Here is a 16,821-nt window from a genome sequence, read left to right on the forward strand (position 1 = left end):
TAAGAAAGAATGATTAAAAATAAAACACAAAAATGACTTTTTTTTGTAAAAAACGGATGTTTATTCGGACAGACCCTGTATGCGGAGGTATTCGGAATTGCTCTGCCAATCCCCCCTGACCTTAACCCAAAGCTGAAGATGTATCTTGACGCCGAAGAAATGCTCAAGATTCTTCCTTGCACTCGTACCTATCTCTTTGAGCATGGAGCCCTGTTTACCGATCACCATACCCTTGTGGCTCTCCCGGTTGACGATTATCGATGCAGATATCTCCATCCGGTCCTCGGAAACATCCTCCACCTTCTCGGTCTCCACCATAACATTATAGGGGATCTCCTCACGGAGCCTTTCAAAAACCTGCTCTCGGATGTACTCGGAGATTAGAAGTTTCTCGGGAAGGGTTGTTATCTCCTCCCTGTCGAACATCTGTTCCCCTTCGGGGAGATGCTTTTCTATGAGCTCAACCAGTGTATCGACATTCTTATCCCTAAGGGCACTAAGGGGAACTACCTCGGCGAAGTCGAGCTCGGGGAAGAACTTTTCAGCAGCCTTAAAAGTGTCCTCTTTGCTGTAGTTGTCCACCTTGTTAATAAGCAGAAACACCTTGCAGTTAACACCTTTCAGGATCTCCACAAGGTTTTTGAACTCCCTGCCGTCCTTTTTCTCATCGGGCTGTACCATCAGAAGTATGATATCCACCATCTCCACGGAATCCACCGCCTGCTGAACCATCATCTTGTTTATGGAATCCCTTGCGGAGTGGTAACCGGGTGTATCTATGAAAACAATCTGGCTGTCGGGACGGTTCAGGATACCCTGAACGTTTATCCTTGTTGTCTGGGGTTTATTGGATACAATGGCTATCTTCTCGCCAAGCATTGCGTTAAGAAGGGTCGATTTGCCCACGTTCGGGCGACCCATTATCGATACGAAACCTGATTTAAATGTACTCAAAGCTGTTAATCCTCCTCATCGGGGAAAGGTGAACCTATCCCGAGCCTTTTTACCTCAACCTTGCCAAGTTTTCTATCTTCAATATTAAGTATATGGAAACTGTAGCCCGCATGTTCATAGACATCCCCCGTTTCGGGGATCCTTCCGGCAAGGTCGAATATCAGGCCGCCCAGCGTTTCATACTTTTCCATCTCTTCGGTTTTTTCTATGTTGAATCTTTCGCAGAAGTCATCGATATCCATCATGGAGTCGACGTTGAATGTAGACTCATCGATAACATCAACCTCGCTCTCCTCTTCGTCGTATTCATCCCAGATTTCGCCGACGATCTCCTCAAGGATATCCTCTAAGGTAACAATACCGGAAACACCGCCATACTCATCCACAACAACGGCCATATGACTCCTGCTCTTCTGGAATTCGGTGAGCATCTCGTCTATCTTCTTTGTGCCGGGGATAAAGAAAACCTGCCTGAGCATATTCTTGAGTTCATACCCCTCAAGACCTTTGCTCATATACTTCAGGAGATCCTTAACGTTAAGAACGCCGACAATGTTATCAATGCTCTCCTGATACACAGGGAGACGTGAAAACTCATGCTCAAGAATCTTTTCCATTATGGAATCGAAACTTTCATCGATGCTCACAGCCACAACATCCGTACGGGGAACCATGATCTCGTTAAGGTTCATATCCCCTATCTCGAAGATGTTCTGGAGCATCTCCTTCTGGCCGTTTTCAAGCACCCCTTCTTTCTCACCAACGTTGATAATAAACTCGATCTCCTCTTCTGTAAGCTGTGGTCCTTTATCGAGCTTTCCACCGGTAATCTTTATGAGCCCTACAACGAACTTGTTCATCAGGTATGCTGCGGGGAAGAAAACGGTATAGAAGATTTTGAGCACATGCATGATATATATGGCGATCTTCTCGGCGTTATGTTTGGCGAAGGTTTTAGGTGTAATCTCACCGAAGATAAGAACGGCAAGTGTCATAACACCTGTTACCAGGGCGATCTGAGTATCGCCGAAAACCTTCCGCACAAGTTCAGCCGCAAGTACCGAGCCGAGAATGTTCACGATGTTGTTGCCGATAAGGATCGTGTTAAGAACCTTGTTTGGATGATGGAGCCATAGATCAAGCACCTTCGCCCTCTTGTTCTCCTCCATAAGATGGCGGATCTTCAACTCATTCAATGATGTAAGAGCTGTTTCACTGCCGGAGAAGAAACCGGAAAGAAGGATACATGTTATTATTGAGGCAAGTTCCAAACCAATGCCGTCACCTTGCAATTAAAGCACCCCTAGAAAAAGAAACAGATAAACTGTTGTTAGATAGTGTAATACGACCAGCTCCGACTTGTTCGTCTGCTGTGGAATCTTTGAATGGCAATACTGAATGGTATACAACCTTTGAATTACCCGAATATGGCTCTGATTTCATATTCATTATAGTATCACAGTAAAATATGGCGGTCTAGGGCTAACATGCACTTTCTTAAATATTTTCAAGGAACGTATCCCCTTGCCACGGCATCTTTCAGGATAGCCTCCTGTATGGAAAACATCTCCTTCTCATCCTCCTCCCCTCGCTCGTGATCGTAGTTGAGCAGGTGGAGAAGGCCGTGAATATAGAGAAAAGCGATTTCACGTACAAAGTCTATACCAGAACTCTCCGCCTGTTTGCGGGCTGTATCTGCCGAGATAACAACATCCCCGAGCATTCCGCCATACTTTCTGGCACTGTCTGATAAGGGGAACGATAGGACATCCGTGGCCCCTTCCCTGTTCCGGTACTGGCTATTAAGCCCAGCGATCTCCTCATCATCGGTGACGAGAATAGAGACCTCCGCCTCCATGAAATCCGCCTCAATCCAGCGGAAGGTATCCTTGGTCAGCTGGGTAAAAAGCTCCCTGTCCAGCCCGGATTCGGTCTTGTCTGTAATGAGGACATCAACCATCATTTCCCTTGCTCCTCGTGCCTGTCGTAGGCTTCGATAATCTTCTGCACCAGATTATGCCTTACGACATCCTTCTGGGAGAAGTCCACGAAGTTAATCCCCGGAACTCCCCTTAGTATATCACGAACAAGGATAAGGCCGCTCTTCTTGTTGCTGGGAAGGTCTACCTGGGTAATATCCCCTGTTACAACGGCCTTTGAACGAAAACCGAGGCGTGTAAGAAACATCTTCATCTGCTCGGAGGTGGTGTTCTGCGCCTCATCAAGGACTATGAAGGAGTCATTCAGCGTTCTCCCTCTCATGAATGCGAGGGGTGCAACCTCGATAATATTCTTCTCAATGAGCGTTGAAACCTGCTCGAAGTTCATCATGCTGTATAGTGCGTCATATAATGGACGCAGATAGGGGTTTATCTTATCCTGTATATCCCCGGGGAGGAAGCCAAGGTTCTCGCCGGCCTCAACAGCGGGTCTTGTGAGTATAATCCTTCCAACCTTTTTATGGAGAAATAGATGAACAGCCATAGCCATGGCGAGGTATGTTTTCCCCGTTCCCGCAGGACCAGTTCCGAAAACGAGATCGTTATCCCTTATGGACTGGACATAACGCATCTGCGTGCTTGATTTTGGCGAAACGCTTTTGACCCTTCCGCCCACTTTGATGGACTCAAGGAGAACGCCGCTTACATCAACGCTAGATTCCTCATTCTCCATCATCCTTATGGCATCGTTTACGCCAGACTCGCAAAGCTCGCCCTTCTCCGCCATGTTCCGCAGATGCTCCAGGAGCTTAACGGCCCTGTCCACATCCTCTTCCTTACCCTCAATCGTGCATTCACCACCGAGGACAGCGATACGAACATTCATAGCATCCCGCACCGAGCGAAGGTTCTTGTCCCCCTGCCCCAATACGGAGGGTAAAACAGACTCCTTGAAACTAACCTTTGCGGTTACGTTCTCACTCAAGAATCACCCCTGTCTCTATATATATCCATAGCCAGCTCCTTCTCCTGTTCTATGTTATTAATCGTTCCGTTCAGCTTTCTTCTGCGTATCTCTTCGAAGATATCACCATACATGCTTGAGGGGGGTATGCCCATACTTTTAAGATCATTTCCATCAAGCTCGGGCTCAACAAACCTGTACACCGAGAAATACTCCTTAAGAAGCCACTCGAAATCCTCGCCCATGAAAGCGCCGGCCGCCAGTATAAACTCAGTATCCAGAACCTCAAGGGTCTCCGTTACCATAGCAGGGTTGGGCTCATCAAGCTTTTTCAACCTGCCGAGGGCACTTTTCATATCAAAGAAGCTTTTAATCAGTTCATCGTGAAGTTTCGGGCTGAGCTCAAAACGCTCTGCAAGGGATTTCATATCCTCCCATCCCAGCTCGTTGAAAAGGATAGCAAACCTCGCCTTCCAAAGCTCCGGCTTATCCTCAAACTGGAAGCAGTACCATCCGTTGATGCGCTTAACGGCATCAAAACGCCTCAGTTTGGCATCATCAAGAATAACTTTAGGATGAAAGAAACGGAGTAGGTCGTAACGCTTCATCATATGGAGCGCATCGATGTATGCGTTTTCGCTAAGTATATACTTCAGCTCCATAAAGAGCCTCTGCCCGACAATACGGTCTATGAGGCTGAGAGATACGGCGTGCTTGAGAAGCTTTTCCGTATGGGGGCCTATATCAAACCCGAAGCGCACGGCAAAGCGTATTCCCCTGAGCGCACGTGACGGGTCATCCACAAAGCTCAGGCTGTGAAGAACCCTCACCTTACCGTCCTTAAGGTCCCTCTGGCCGCCGAAGAAGTCCAGAAGCTGGGCGAAATCCTCCCCGTTCAGCTTTACGGCCATGGCGTTTATGCTGAAATCACGCCTGTACAGATCGTTACGTATGGAGGCGTTCTCAACCTCCGGTGCGGCGGCGGGGTTCGTATAGAACTCGGTACGGGATGTGGCGAAATCCACCCTGAAATCATCGGGGAAGATAACGACAGCGGTCTTGAACTTGAAATGCTCCGACACCCTCGCACCGTTACTCTGGGCAAACCGTTTGGCAAGCTTTGGAGCGTCCCCCTCCACCACGATATCTATATCCATGTTTTCTCTGTCCATCAGGAGATCCCGAACAACTCCGCCGACAAGATAGGCGCTGTAGCCCATCTTTGAAGCGAGTTCCCCAACCTCTTTGAGGATAGCGGTTATCCTTTCCGACATCCTGTTTTCCAGCAGGGATTTTATAACACGTATCCTCGCAGGCCCCTCACCCTCGGTTCGTCCGTGCATGTAGCGGGGCATCCTGCTTATCTCCTCGTGCATCATGCGAAGGAGATCGGTTCTGGTTATGACACCAAGAAGCTTACCCTCACGCACAACGGGGAGCATCTTCTGGTTGTTGTTAAGCATAACCCTTTCCGCCTCATAGTAAGGTATATCGGGCTCCACCGTTTCGAACTCGATCTGCATAAGCGAGTTCACAGGCTCACCCTTGAGACCATGCTTCATGCCGGAAAGGATATCCTTTCTGGATATAAGCCCCACTGGCAGTCCATTCTCCACCACGGGCATCATATTAAGGTTGTATTTCATAAAAAGATCCATGGCGGTCTCGAAGCTCTCTGTAACGGGAACACTCTTTACAGGGCTTGTCATAATGTCCCCCGCATAACGTACCGGCCGCACCTCTTCCCTTATTACAGAGCGGAGCTTCTCCATAGTTTCATGGAGGGTCATATCCTTAACTATGGAGCTCGCCGCCGTGGGATGTCCCCCTCCGCCGAAACGGTATATAACCGAAGAGGCGTTTACCTCATCCACCCTGCTCCTTCCGATGAGAACGATACGCTCACCTGCACGCACAGCAATAAAGAGGGCATCCATCCCCTCCATATCCATAATCCTGTGGGCGAGGTACGCTATCTCGCCAAGGTATTTGTCCACAGAGGCCTGACTCACCCCAACGGATATACCGTGGAATTTCATCGTCATCATATTAAGCAGAAGCTCGTTCAGCACAAACACATGCTCACGGCTGAGATCCCGCTTTATGTACTCGCTTATATAGTCGAGATCCGCTCCCCTCTCGAGGAGTTTGGCCGCTGTACGGATATCATCGGGCGTGGTGCTTTTGAATGTTAGCAGTCCGGTATCTTCGTATATGCCTAAGGCCATGAGCGAGGCGAGCCTTTCGGGTATCTCAAGCCCCGCCTCCTCTATCCGCTTATATATTATGGTGACGGAAGCACCCAGCTCCTCCACGTATGATTCATCCCCTTCCATATCCATACCGTGGGCGGGGTGATGATCGTATATGATTATCTTCTTCGCCCTCTCCGCGAGTACGGCGAGGGAGCCGAGACGTTCTGCAAGCTTGCAGTCGGTTATAACAAGGAGATCTAGACTTCCTATCTCCTCTATCTCCTTATCTTTCAGCCTTCTTATGGGGAGTTCCGACTCGGCATGGTCCTTGATGAACTTGTCAACATTGGGCTCATAGGATGTAGCTGTGAGAACCAGATCGCAACCGTGGAGAAACCTTGCGGCACACGCTCCGGCAACGGCATCGAAGTCCGGTGTTTTATGTGTAATGACAGCACTCTTTATCTCAGAAGTCTTTATCAACTCTTTCTCCCTCGGAATCTCGGGTGGCATGCCTCCAGGACGTTTCGGGCCTTATCGTCGGAGACATGGGTGTATATCTCGGTGGTGGAGATGCTTGAGTGCCCGAGAAACATCTGTATCGTACGCAAGTCTGCGCCGTTTGTCAGCAGATGTGTTGCAAAGGAGTGCCTCAAAGTATGGGGAGAAACCTTCTTGGTGATCCCGGCACTTTCGCAGTATTTCCTCACAAGCACCCAGACGTACTCCCTCCTGAGCCCTCCGTTACGGTTGTTCATGAAAAGATATCCCGGATCATCCCCCTTGACGAAATCCTCCCTCCGTATAAGCAGATAGGTTTCAAGACGCTCCTGTAAAGACTGGTATATGGGGACAATCCTCTGCTTACTACCCTTTCCGGTTACTTTGACGATCCCCCTTCGCATATCAACATTGGCGACCTTGATATTAACAAGTTCGCTGACTCGTATACCCGTGGAATACAGCATCTCAAGCATGGTTCTGTCGCGGTAGCCTGCTGCGAAGTTTTCATCGGGTGCATCAAGGAGTGCATCGATCTCATCGAAATTGAGAAACTCCGGCAGCTTCCCCCATTTGGAGGGCTTTGTGATCATGCTCACAGGGTTTGAGCTCTTTATCCGTTCCTTTATCAGGAAGTCGAAATACTGGGAGATGCCGGAAAGCCTCCTCTGTATGGTTTCAACGCTGAGTCCTTCGGAGCGGAGCTTTGTCATATACTCTACGATATCGCCAGGCTGCGCCTCCTCTGACTCCCCTTCTATCTTTGTCAAATAATCCCTGGTATCAGCAATATAAGCATTAACCGAGTTTTCAGACAAACCCAGCTCGCTATAAAGATACTGCTTAAAAGCCTTTATCAGACGCATCTTATCCATAATCGTTTTTACCACATAGCGGATCGCATAGCAACGAGGCTGAACACCGTATTTTTTTAAAAAAATTTACTTGTTAACACGCCTCCATGGAGGGAAAATTGTTTTTCGTTTTTTAATGATAAAACCGCAGCTACTCACAATAAACTTTTTTACTATTCTTTTATATTCTCATTATCACCCACCTGTTATACGTACAATAATCATAAAGCATATGATACTTAATATTATGATAATCACTCATGTTATTGTTTATTTTTCATTGATAATTTCTATTACTAGATGCTACATGCTCATTTTAGAACGCTCAGCGTTTTTTTGAACCATATAATAATCAGGAATATAAAATACACTGTTATAGATATTCTATATTATACTATTAATTAATTTTTTTGGTCTGACCATTCCTCAAAAAAGGGTTCAAAAATGTCGTTATTCAATTTTATGTTGACTATAAATCAACACCCCTGTAATCTTTGGACAGAGAAAAAAAGAAGAATATTCCAGATAAAGGAGGAAATACATGGAAAAAAAGACCGGAAAAAGCACGGTGCAGGAAGCACTTGACTATCATAAGGGCACTCGCCCGGGTAAGATCGAAGTTGTGGCAACAAAGCCCTGTTTCACCCAGAAGGATCTCTCCCTCGCATACTCTCCCGGCGTTGCTGAGCCCTGCCGTGAAATAGAAAAGAATCCCGAAACAGTTTATGACTATACATCAAAAGGAAACCTCGTAGCAGTTCTCTCCAACGGTAGTGCGGTTCTCGGCCTCGGAAACATCGGAGCCCTCGCAGGAAAGCCCGTTATGGAGGGTAAAGGCGTTCTTTTCAAGCGTTTCGCCGATGTTGATGTTTATGACATCGAAGTAAACTCCCAGAACCCCGACGATGTTATCAAGGCGTGTGAGCTCCTTGAGCCCACCTTCGGAGGAATCAACCTTGAGGACATCAAAGCCCCCGACTGCTTCTACATCGAAGAAACTCTCAGGGAATCCCTTAACATCCCCGTTTTCCACGACGACCAGCACGGTACGGCTATCATCGCCCTCGCAGCCCTTGTTAACGCCCTTGAGCTCATCGATAAGGACATCGCAGACATCGTAACCGTAATAAACGGTGCAGGTGCTGCCGGTATCGCCATTGGCAAGCTCATGGTTCTCATGGGAGCCACCAAGGAAAATATCATCATGTGCGACTCCAAGGGTGTTATCTATAAGGGTCGTAAGGAAGGAATGAACAAATACAAGGATGAGTTTGCAGTAACCACAGACAAGCGCACCCTTGAGGATGTTATGGACGGCGCAGACGTATTCCTCGGCCTCTCCATCAAGGATGCAGTTTCAAAGTCTATGGTTAAGTCCATGGCCAGAAACCCCATCATCATGGCTATGGCAAACCCCGATCCCGAAATCCTCCCCGAGGTTGTTGAGGAAGTAAGGGGTGACGCTATCATGGCCACCGGCCGTTCCGACTACCCCAACCAGGTTAACAACGTTCTCGGATTCCCCTTCATCTTCCGCGGCGCTCTCGATATACGTGCAAGTGCCATCAACGAAGAGATGAAGCTCGCCGCTGTTTACGCCCTGGCAGAGCTCGCCAAGCAGGAAGTACCCGAAAGCGTGTGCAAGGCATACGGTGTTGACAGGATCGAGTTCGGCAAGGACTACATCATCCCCAAACCCTTCGATCCCAGGGTTCTCACCTTCGTAGCCCCCGCCATCGCCAAAGCCGGTATGGACACAGGCGTTGCCAGAAAGAACATCGAAGACTTCGATGCATATAAGAGCCACCTCGAATCAAGACTCTCCTTCGCCAAGGAGTTCACCAACCACATCATCGAGGTCGCTAAGCGTTCACCCAGAAGACTCGTTCTCCCCGAAGGTGAATACGCAAAGGTTATCAGCGCAGCAGCCAAGATACAGGCAGAGGGAATCGCAAAGCCCATCCTTCTCGGCTCCGAGAAGCGTATCAAGGCCATCGCCGATGAGATCCATGTGGACATCTCTGGAATTGAGATCATCGAGCCCAGAGAGTCCGACAAGGTTGAAGAGTACGCAGAGGCCCTCCACAAGCTCCGTGCCAGAAAGGGTATCACCATGGCCGAGGCACGCAAGCGTGTGAGCAAGATCAGCGACTACTACGCAGTTATGATGATCAACCAGGGTGATGCAGACTGCCTCCTCAACGGATACGCAAGAAACTACCCCGATGCGGTTAAACCCCTCCTTGAAACACTCCCCCTTGAGGACGGATACTCATTCCCCTCAGGCTCATACTTCATGGTATTCAAAGACAGGGTCGTACTCTGCGCAGATACCACAGTATCTATAGACCCCAGCTCTGAGCAGCTCGCCCAGATCGCTCTGCAGTCTGCGGACACTATGCGCAAGTTTGAGATGGATGCCAAGGTTGCAATGCTCTCCTACTCCAACTTCGGCTCAGTCCGCAACGCCGGTACAAAGAAGATCACCGAAGCTATCAAGCTTGTTAAGGAGCGTAAGCCCGAGCTCGTTATCGACGGTGAGATGCAGGCGGATACAGCTGTTTATGCACCCATCGCAGAAGAGGCGTTCCCCTTCTCCGAGATCAAAGGTGATGCAAGCGTACTCGTGTTCCCCGACCTCGAGTCCGGCAACAGTGCATACAAGCTCCTCTGGAGGCTCGGCGGCGGTATCGCAGTTGGTCCCGTTCTTCAGGGATTCAAGAACTCCGTACACGTTCTCCAGAGAGGAAGCGACGTAAACGAAATAGTAAACATGGCAGCCATCGCAGTGGTGGACTGCATAGAGAAATGTAAGTAATCACCTCCTTGATTTCTTACCGCGAGAAAGGGGGACTGTTTTCAGTCCCCCTTTTTTGATCCTTTAATACCCTGTTCCCCCTTATTTTTTTTCATCCCTCTTGAAATACACGCCGAATACAAATATCCTGTTCATCTGCGATCCCTTCTGCGAAGGGAAATAAGGCAGAGGTGATTTTATGGAACTCATTAATGTACTATCCCAAGAGAAGAGTCTTTATCTTCTTCAGCATAAAGATAATCCTGTAAAATGGCAGACATGGGGGGATGATGCCTTCAAGATGGCGAGGGAGCTTGACCGCCCTGTGTTTCTCAGCATCGGCTACTCCTCCTGTCACTGGTGCCACGTTATGGAGGCGGAATCCTTCGTAAACGATAAAACAGCCAAGATACTGAACGAAAAGTTCATACCCATAAAGGTGGACAGGGAGGAATTCCCCGACATCGATAAACGCTACCAGTTCTATCTCCAAACAATAAACCAACAGGGTGGCTGGCCCCTGAGTATATTCCTGCTCCCCGATGGAACCCCCTTCTATGGCGGAACGTACTTCCCGGGTGAATCGAAATACAGCCTCCCGGCCTTCTCCGAGGTGCTGGAGAAGATCTACGAGATGTACATGAACGATAGGGAGCATGTTAAGGAGACGGCGGACAACTACCGCAACTTCCTCATGGACTTTAAACAGACAAAATTCAGCCTTGATGAGCTGGATGAAACGCCCCTATCCGCCTTTGATAACGAGTTCTTCCGTATCATGGATATGGAGAAGGGGGGCTTCGGCGCCGGTGCACGCTTTCCTCAGGTCCCTTCCCTGCTTTATCTGCTGGAACGGTACGACAACGAACGCATCGCCTCCTTCCTTAAAAAGACTGCGGATATGATGTGCTGCAGGGGGATCTTCGACCACATAAACGGCGGCTTCTTTCGATACACCATCGATAAGGAATGGCATACCCCCCATTTCGAGAAGATGCTTTACGATCAAGCTCTTAACTCAATATTCCTCATAAGGATGTTCATGGCCACAGATAACCCGCTATACCTGCATGTAGCCCGCAAGACTATAGACTTCACCCTTGATAACTTCAACACAGACTTCGGACTCCTTTCCTCCATGGATGCAGACAGCCCCGATGAAAACGGCAAGATGAGCGAGGGTAATTACTACAAGATACTGCAGAAGGACCTCAAGGCCCTTGATGAGGGTGAGCGAGAAAATTTCATGGCCCATGTTTACCCCCAGCACGGCGTTGCCCAGTTCGCCTCTGCGGACTATGAAACATACCTGAAGATAGAGCCCCTCTTTGAGAAGATTGCTGAAAGTATGGATGAGAGAATGCCCCCGGCGAAGGACAACAAGGTTATCCTCGCATGGAACGCCCTCTTCTGCCGTGCAGTGCTGGAGCTTTTCGAAGCCTCCGGCGAGGAGTTCTATCTGGAGCGGGCGAAGGCTCTGCTCGGTAAGATAGAATACTTCCATGTGGACGGAACATCCCTATTCCGTGTGAACTATGAGGGGGAGACCCACCGCCACGTAACTCTTGAGGACTACGCATGCCTTGCGAACCTTCATACAGCGTTCTTCGAGATAACCAACGAAAAGGATTTCCTCGTAAGGGCATCCGCCATTATGGAGAGAGCCGTTAACGACTTCACCGACGGTGGTCTGCTTTACTTGGACCGTGAGCACAGAACCCTGGAAACCTTCGATGACTCCATGCCAGCTCCCTCCGGAATGATCGTTGCGGATCTGGCCGTTTACGGCGGTTATATGGGTGTTGAGATATCCCCCGATCAGTTGAATTTCACAGCCGACAGGATCATGAAATACCCCACAGCCCACGCAACCGCTTTGAAAGGGCTTCGGGTTGACTAGGCTCATAATACTTCTGGCGGCTCTGATAACCCTGACAGGGTGCAAAACCACGGTTCAGGGTGATATTCAGCCCGTCCAGGGTGGAAAAATGAGCGTCAAACAAGGCTATAGTGGTAAAATGGGTAAATAACATTTCGGAGAAATAGATATGAAGAAACTGCGACTGATAATCTGCATACTCCTTACCGCCGCCCTCTTCGGATGCGGTTACGGAAACGATGCCCTCAGGGATGAAGACAGCGAAGACACCACCGGCGACAACATCACCTACTCACAGAACGACCTAAGCGGTGAGTGGCGTCAAGTAATGATATCCGCCGCAAGCGATATGGACAGCTACGCAACCGCCTATATCAACGACGGCTCCCTCGACTACACCATCAACGAAAAAGGGATGGTGCAAAGTGATCAGAGCGGCTGGCACGGCTACATGGACAAACATCGCACCGTAACCGCCTTTGCAGGCGACGGTGCACTCCTCGGGCTTATGCTTAAAGAGGGGAGCTATGATGACGGGGATCTCAGCGGAACATGGTACCTGACCTCGCTTACCACTGGTGCAGATGCCCCGGGATTTATGCGTGGAAGCATCTCCGTGGACTCGGATCAGGAATTCACCATAGCCGGTGTCGATGAGGATGACAACCCCCTCGCAGATACGGGTGAGCTCTATCTTACGGGAACCAGGATAGGCATGGTCGAAGACTCGGACTTCACAGGATACATGGATAGCGGCAAGACCGTTATCTCCGCTGTGGATGTCTCTGACGACGAAATGTCTTACGACCTGTATACCCTTCTCAAGAAAGGTGATTCCTACACCTATTACGATTGGGAGGGGAAATGGTATGCGGTCGCAATGCAGACAGGGAGCAACGAATACTACAGAGCAGGGGAAGCGGAGCTTTTCATGGACGGTGCCTACTGCATGTATTTCGATAACGGAACCGCCGGAAACGTCTGCGGGAACGCCGTTGTAAACACCACAGGCCTCATCGAAATGGACGATGATATCCGCTGTTTCATGGATGCAGGTAAAACTGTTATCTCATGTGTAGGTGAAGACCCGGATTCAGAAGATACAACCATGTACATACTGGTAAAGAGCGATTACAAGGACGAAGATTAACATATCGGGGGTTTTATACCCCCGTTTGCTTTTCACACCTGACATTTATTGATTTGACACCCGCCTTTTTTTATGCCCATAATTCCAATAGTTTAAAGCCTTTTTATTTGGTGGTGACAATATGGCGGACAAGAAACTAAAGGAACTGCTTGAGAAACGAGCCGAACTCTATAAAGGGGGAGGCGAAGAGAAGATCAAAAAGCACCACGATCAGGGTAAGCTCACAGCTAGGGAGCGACTCGGTCTGCTCTTTGATCAGGATACCTTCCAGGAAACCAGACTATTTGCAAAACACAGATGCACAGCCTTCGGCCAGGGGGATAAGGAATTCCCCGCAGACGGCGTCGTCACAGGATGCGGACTAGTAAACGGAAAAGCGGCCTATGCCGCCAGTCAGGATTTCACCGTAGCGGGCGGAACTGTGGGTGAATCGGGTGCGGATAAGATTCGTGAGGTGATGGAAAACGCCCTGAAAACCGGGGATCCCTTCATCTTCATAAACGACAGCGGCGGTGCACGGATCCAGGAGGGTGTGGACGCACTATCCGGATACGGCAAGATATTCTACCGCAACGTACTACTCTCCGGTGTTGTGCCTCAGATAAGCATAATCGCAGGGCCATGCGCAGGTGGAGCGGCCTACTCTCCGGCACTCACGGACTTCATCGTTCAGATACGCCGTGAGGGGCAGATGTATATAACAGGCCCGAAGATCATCAAAGAGGTAACCGGTGAGGATGTAACCTCCGAGGAACTGGGGGGAGTGGAGAGCCATTCGGTGTACTCCGGCGTTGTCCATTTCTCCGCAGAAAACGGATACGAGGCGATGAATATCACGAAGCGCCTGCTCACCTTCCTCCCCAGCAACAATACCGAGGACCCGCCCTACTACCCCGAATGCGACGAACAGGCGATACCATCGGATGAATACCTTAACACCCTTGTTCCCTCAGACACCAAACAGCCCTACGACATGCATGATATCATCCAGCGCATCGTAACTGGCGGTGACTTTATGGAGGTTATGGAGCATTTTGCACCGAACATAATCATAGGCTTCGGCAGGCTGAACGGCTCCACCGTTGGCGTTGTGGCAAACCAGCCGATGAGCCGTGCGGGTGTTCTCGATATCAACTCCTCGGATAAGGCGGCACGCTTCATTCGCTTCTGCAACGCCTTCAACATACCTATACTCACCCTCGTTGATGTACCAGGATTCCTCCCGGGGCTTGATCAGGAGTACGGGGGCATCATACGCCACGGCGCAAAGATGCTCTTTGCCTATGCAGCGGCCACGGTCCCCAAGATAACCGTCATCGTACGCAAGGCATACGGCGGTGCATACCTTGCCATGTGCTCCAAGGAGATGGGTGCGGACAGGGTTTATGCCTGGCCCACGGCGGAGGTTGCCGTCATGGGTGCTGAAGGTGCATCCAAGATCCTTTTCAAGAAAGAGCTTGAGGAGGCTGAGGACAAGGATGCCAAGCGTGCAGAGCTCATAGAAAAATATAAGGAAGAGGCCACAAAGCCATACATAGCAGCCTCCAGAGGCTACATAGACGATATTATCGAACCGGCATACACCAAGGGTATCCTCGCACAGGATCTTCAGATACTCAAAACCAAAAGGGACGTCAGGCCGCAGAAGAAGCACGGCCTAATCCCCCTTTAAGGCAGGCAGATATGCAGAGCAACATGTCATTCGCCATCACTCTCTCTGTGGTAGGGGTACTTATTGTTTTCGTATCCCTATTTCTCATATCCACCCTCGTATCCTTTATGCGCAGGATGGACGAGAGATGGCAGAACAGAGAAAAAGAGGAAGAGGCGGAGAAACTCACTAAGGAGCCGAATATTGACACCACCACCGTTGTACTTATTTCGGCGGCGGTTTCGGCGGTTCTTATGCAGAGGTTCAGGATTAAAACCATTAAAAGAATACATTCGCCGGAGGCAAAAACAGCCTCATGGTCCTTCCAGGGGCGTGCCGTACTCCACGGCTCCCATGTTCTTCCGGTGAAACACGAAAGAGGATACAGATGAAGCTCAAGATTACAGTTCACGGAGTTGCATACGAAGTTGATGTAGAGGTCCTTGATCCCGGTGAGGAGATGACGGTACCCAGTGCTCCCCTACCCCAGATGCAGATGCCGCAGTCTGCACCATCAGCAGGGCCGGCCCCTTCGGCTGCTCCACCCAGAGCCCCCAAGGGCCCCGCACAGAACAAACCAGCCATGAGCGGCGGCGACGTTACCTCACCCATAGCCGGAACCGTTGTGGAGGTTAAATGCTCCCCCGGACAGGATGTGAGCGAAGGGGATATTATAATCATCATCGAGGCGATGAAGATGAACACCTCCATAGCCGCCCCCGCTTCGGGTAAGATCAAAACCATCAAGGTGAACAAAGGGGATTCCGTAACAGAGGGTCAGGCACTCGTAGAACTGGAGTAATCCGTCATGGACATTTTATTGAATTTTATACACTCCGGAGCTGTGGGAAACTTCACCTTCGGAAACCTTATAATGCTGGTGGTGGGGTGCGTTTTCATATGGCTCGCCATCACCAAGGACTATGAACCCCTCCTGCTGGTGCCCATAGGCTTCGGCGTTCTTGTGGGGAACATCCCGTTCAGCGAAGGGATGAACATCGGCGTATACGAAGGGGGAAGCGTTCTCTCGATCCTCTATCAAGGTGTGAGCCAGGGTTTTTATCCTCCGCTCATCTTCCTCGGTATCGGGGCGATGACCGATTTCTCCTCCATGCTCTCCAACCCGAGGCTTATCCTCCTCGGTGCGGCGGCGCAGGCGGGGATATTCATCACCTTCTTCGGCTCGGTGCTTCTCGGATTCAGCAACGAACATGCAGCGGCCATCGGTATCATAGGCGGAGCGGACGGCCCTACGGCTATCTTCCTCTCCTCCAAGCTCGCCCCTGAATATCTGGGTCCCATCGCCATTGCGGCCTATTCATACATGGCTCTCGTGCCGGTTATACAGCCCCCTATCATAAAGCTTCTTACCAGCAGAGAGGAGAGGCTCATCCGTATGAAGCCGTCAAAGCCGGTAAGCAAGCGCCTGAAGATAATATTTCCCATCGTTGCCTTCATGGTAACCGCCTTCATTGCGCCCGGCTCCATTACACTGCTGGGTATGATGTTCTTTGGTAACGTCCTTAAGGAATCCGGCGTTACGGAGAGGCTGGCAAATACGGCACGTAATGCACTTATCGATATAGTTACCATCCTTCTCGGCTTCACAGTGGGAACATCAACCGATGCGACACGCTTTCTGACCCCCGATTCCATAAAGATCTTCGCACTGGGTGCGGGCTCATTCTGCGTGGCGACGGCTTGCGGTATCATATTTGCGAAGCTGATGAACGTTTTCTGCAAGGATAAGATAAACCCGATTATAGGAGCGGCAGGGGTTTCCGCTGTGCCCGATTCAGCAAGGGTTTGCCAGAATGTGGGCGCCCATGAGGATCCTAACAACTTCCTCATAATGCACGCTATGGCACCCAACGTTGCGGGCGTTATCGGTTCTGCGGTGGCGGCGGGTATATTCCTCTCCACCTTCTCAGGATAG

At 49.9% G+C, this 16,821-nt stretch carries 13 protein-coding genes; 7 read left to right on the forward strand and 6 right to left on the reverse strand.

Features of this window, described 5'->3' with window-relative positions:
• Window positions 1–60: 60 nt before the first annotated feature.
• The 6 genes from era to xerA form a co-directional block, all read right to left on the reverse strand.
• Entirely contained in the window at window positions 61–954 is an 894-nt protein-coding gene (gene era / locus K300_RS0102750) for a GTPase Era (RefSeq protein WP_022850135.1), read from the reverse strand.
• Window positions 955–959: 5 nt separating this feature from the next.
• On the reverse strand, window positions 960–2,225 hold the full coding sequence (locus K300_RS0102755; protein ID WP_238320634.1) for a hemolysin family protein: 1,266 nt from the start codon (window positions 2,223–2,225) through the stop codon (window positions 960–962).
• 236 nt (window positions 2,226–2,461) lie between these two features.
• Window positions 2,462–2,917: an rRNA maturation RNase YbeY gene (gene ybeY / locus K300_RS0102760; protein WP_022850137.1), complete on the reverse strand. Its 456-nt coding sequence runs from the start codon at window positions 2,915–2,917 to the stop codon at window positions 2,462–2,464.
• Complete coding sequence (locus K300_RS0102765; RefSeq protein WP_022850138.1) at window positions 2,914–3,879, reverse strand: PhoH family protein; 966 nt, start codon at window positions 3,877–3,879, stop codon at window positions 2,914–2,916. Before K300_RS0102765 ends, ybeY begins: the two co-directional genes overlap by 4 nt.
• Window positions 3,876–6,566: a CBS domain-containing protein gene (locus tag K300_RS0102770; RefSeq protein WP_051135282.1), complete on the reverse strand. Its 2,691-nt coding sequence runs from the start codon at window positions 6,564–6,566 to the stop codon at window positions 3,876–3,878. Before K300_RS0102770 ends, K300_RS0102765 begins: the two co-directional genes overlap by 4 nt.
• On the reverse strand, window positions 6,533–7,429 hold the full coding sequence (gene xerA, locus K300_RS0102775; protein ID WP_022850140.1) for a site-specific tyrosine recombinase/integron integrase: 897 nt from the start codon (window positions 7,427–7,429) through the stop codon (window positions 6,533–6,535). The genes K300_RS0102770 and xerA overlap by 34 nt, the downstream gene beginning before the upstream one ends.
• Before the next feature lie 520 nt (window positions 7,430–7,949).
• Between xerA and K300_RS17030 the strand changes: the two genes are divergently transcribed.
• From K300_RS17030 to K300_RS0102815, 7 genes are all read left to right on the forward strand, one after another.
• Window positions 7,950–10,226 (forward strand): NADP-dependent malic enzyme, encoded by a 2,277-nt coding sequence (locus K300_RS17030; protein ID WP_022850141.1) that lies wholly within the window; start codon window positions 7,950–7,952, stop codon window positions 10,224–10,226.
• Between the two features lie 178 nt (window positions 10,227–10,404).
• A complete protein-coding gene (locus tag K300_RS14335) occupies window positions 10,405–12,105 on the forward strand; it encodes a thioredoxin domain-containing protein (RefSeq protein ID WP_022850142.1) in 1,701 nt (566 codons plus the stop codon).
• A gap of 148 nt (window positions 12,106–12,253) precedes the next feature.
• A complete protein-coding gene (locus tag K300_RS0102795) occupies window positions 12,254–13,234 on the forward strand; it encodes a hypothetical protein (protein ID WP_022850144.1) in 981 nt (326 codons plus the stop codon).
• Window positions 13,235–13,355: 121 nt separating this feature from the next.
• Window positions 13,356–14,906, forward strand: a complete 1,551-nt coding sequence (locus K300_RS0102800; protein ID WP_022850145.1) for an acyl-CoA carboxylase subunit beta — start codon at window positions 13,356–13,358, stop codon at window positions 14,904–14,906.
• A gap of 11 nt (window positions 14,907–14,917) precedes the next feature.
• Window positions 14,918–15,277 (forward strand): OadG family protein, encoded by a 360-nt coding sequence (locus tag K300_RS0102805; protein WP_022850146.1) that lies wholly within the window; start codon window positions 14,918–14,920, stop codon window positions 15,275–15,277.
• Entirely contained in the window at window positions 15,274–15,687 is a 414-nt protein-coding gene (locus K300_RS0102810) for a biotin/lipoyl-containing protein (RefSeq protein ID WP_022850147.1), read from the forward strand. The genes K300_RS0102805 and K300_RS0102810 overlap by 4 nt, the downstream gene beginning before the upstream one ends.
• Window positions 15,688–15,693: 6 nt before the next feature.
• On the forward strand, window positions 15,694–16,821 hold the full coding sequence (locus K300_RS0102815) for a sodium ion-translocating decarboxylase subunit beta (protein ID WP_022850148.1): 1,128 nt from the start codon (window positions 15,694–15,696) through the stop codon (window positions 16,819–16,821).

The sequence above is a fragment of the Limisalsivibrio acetivorans genome (assembly GCF_000421105.1).
GTDB lineage: Bacteria > Chrysiogenota > Deferribacteres > Deferribacterales > Geovibrionaceae > Limisalsivibrio > Limisalsivibrio acetivorans.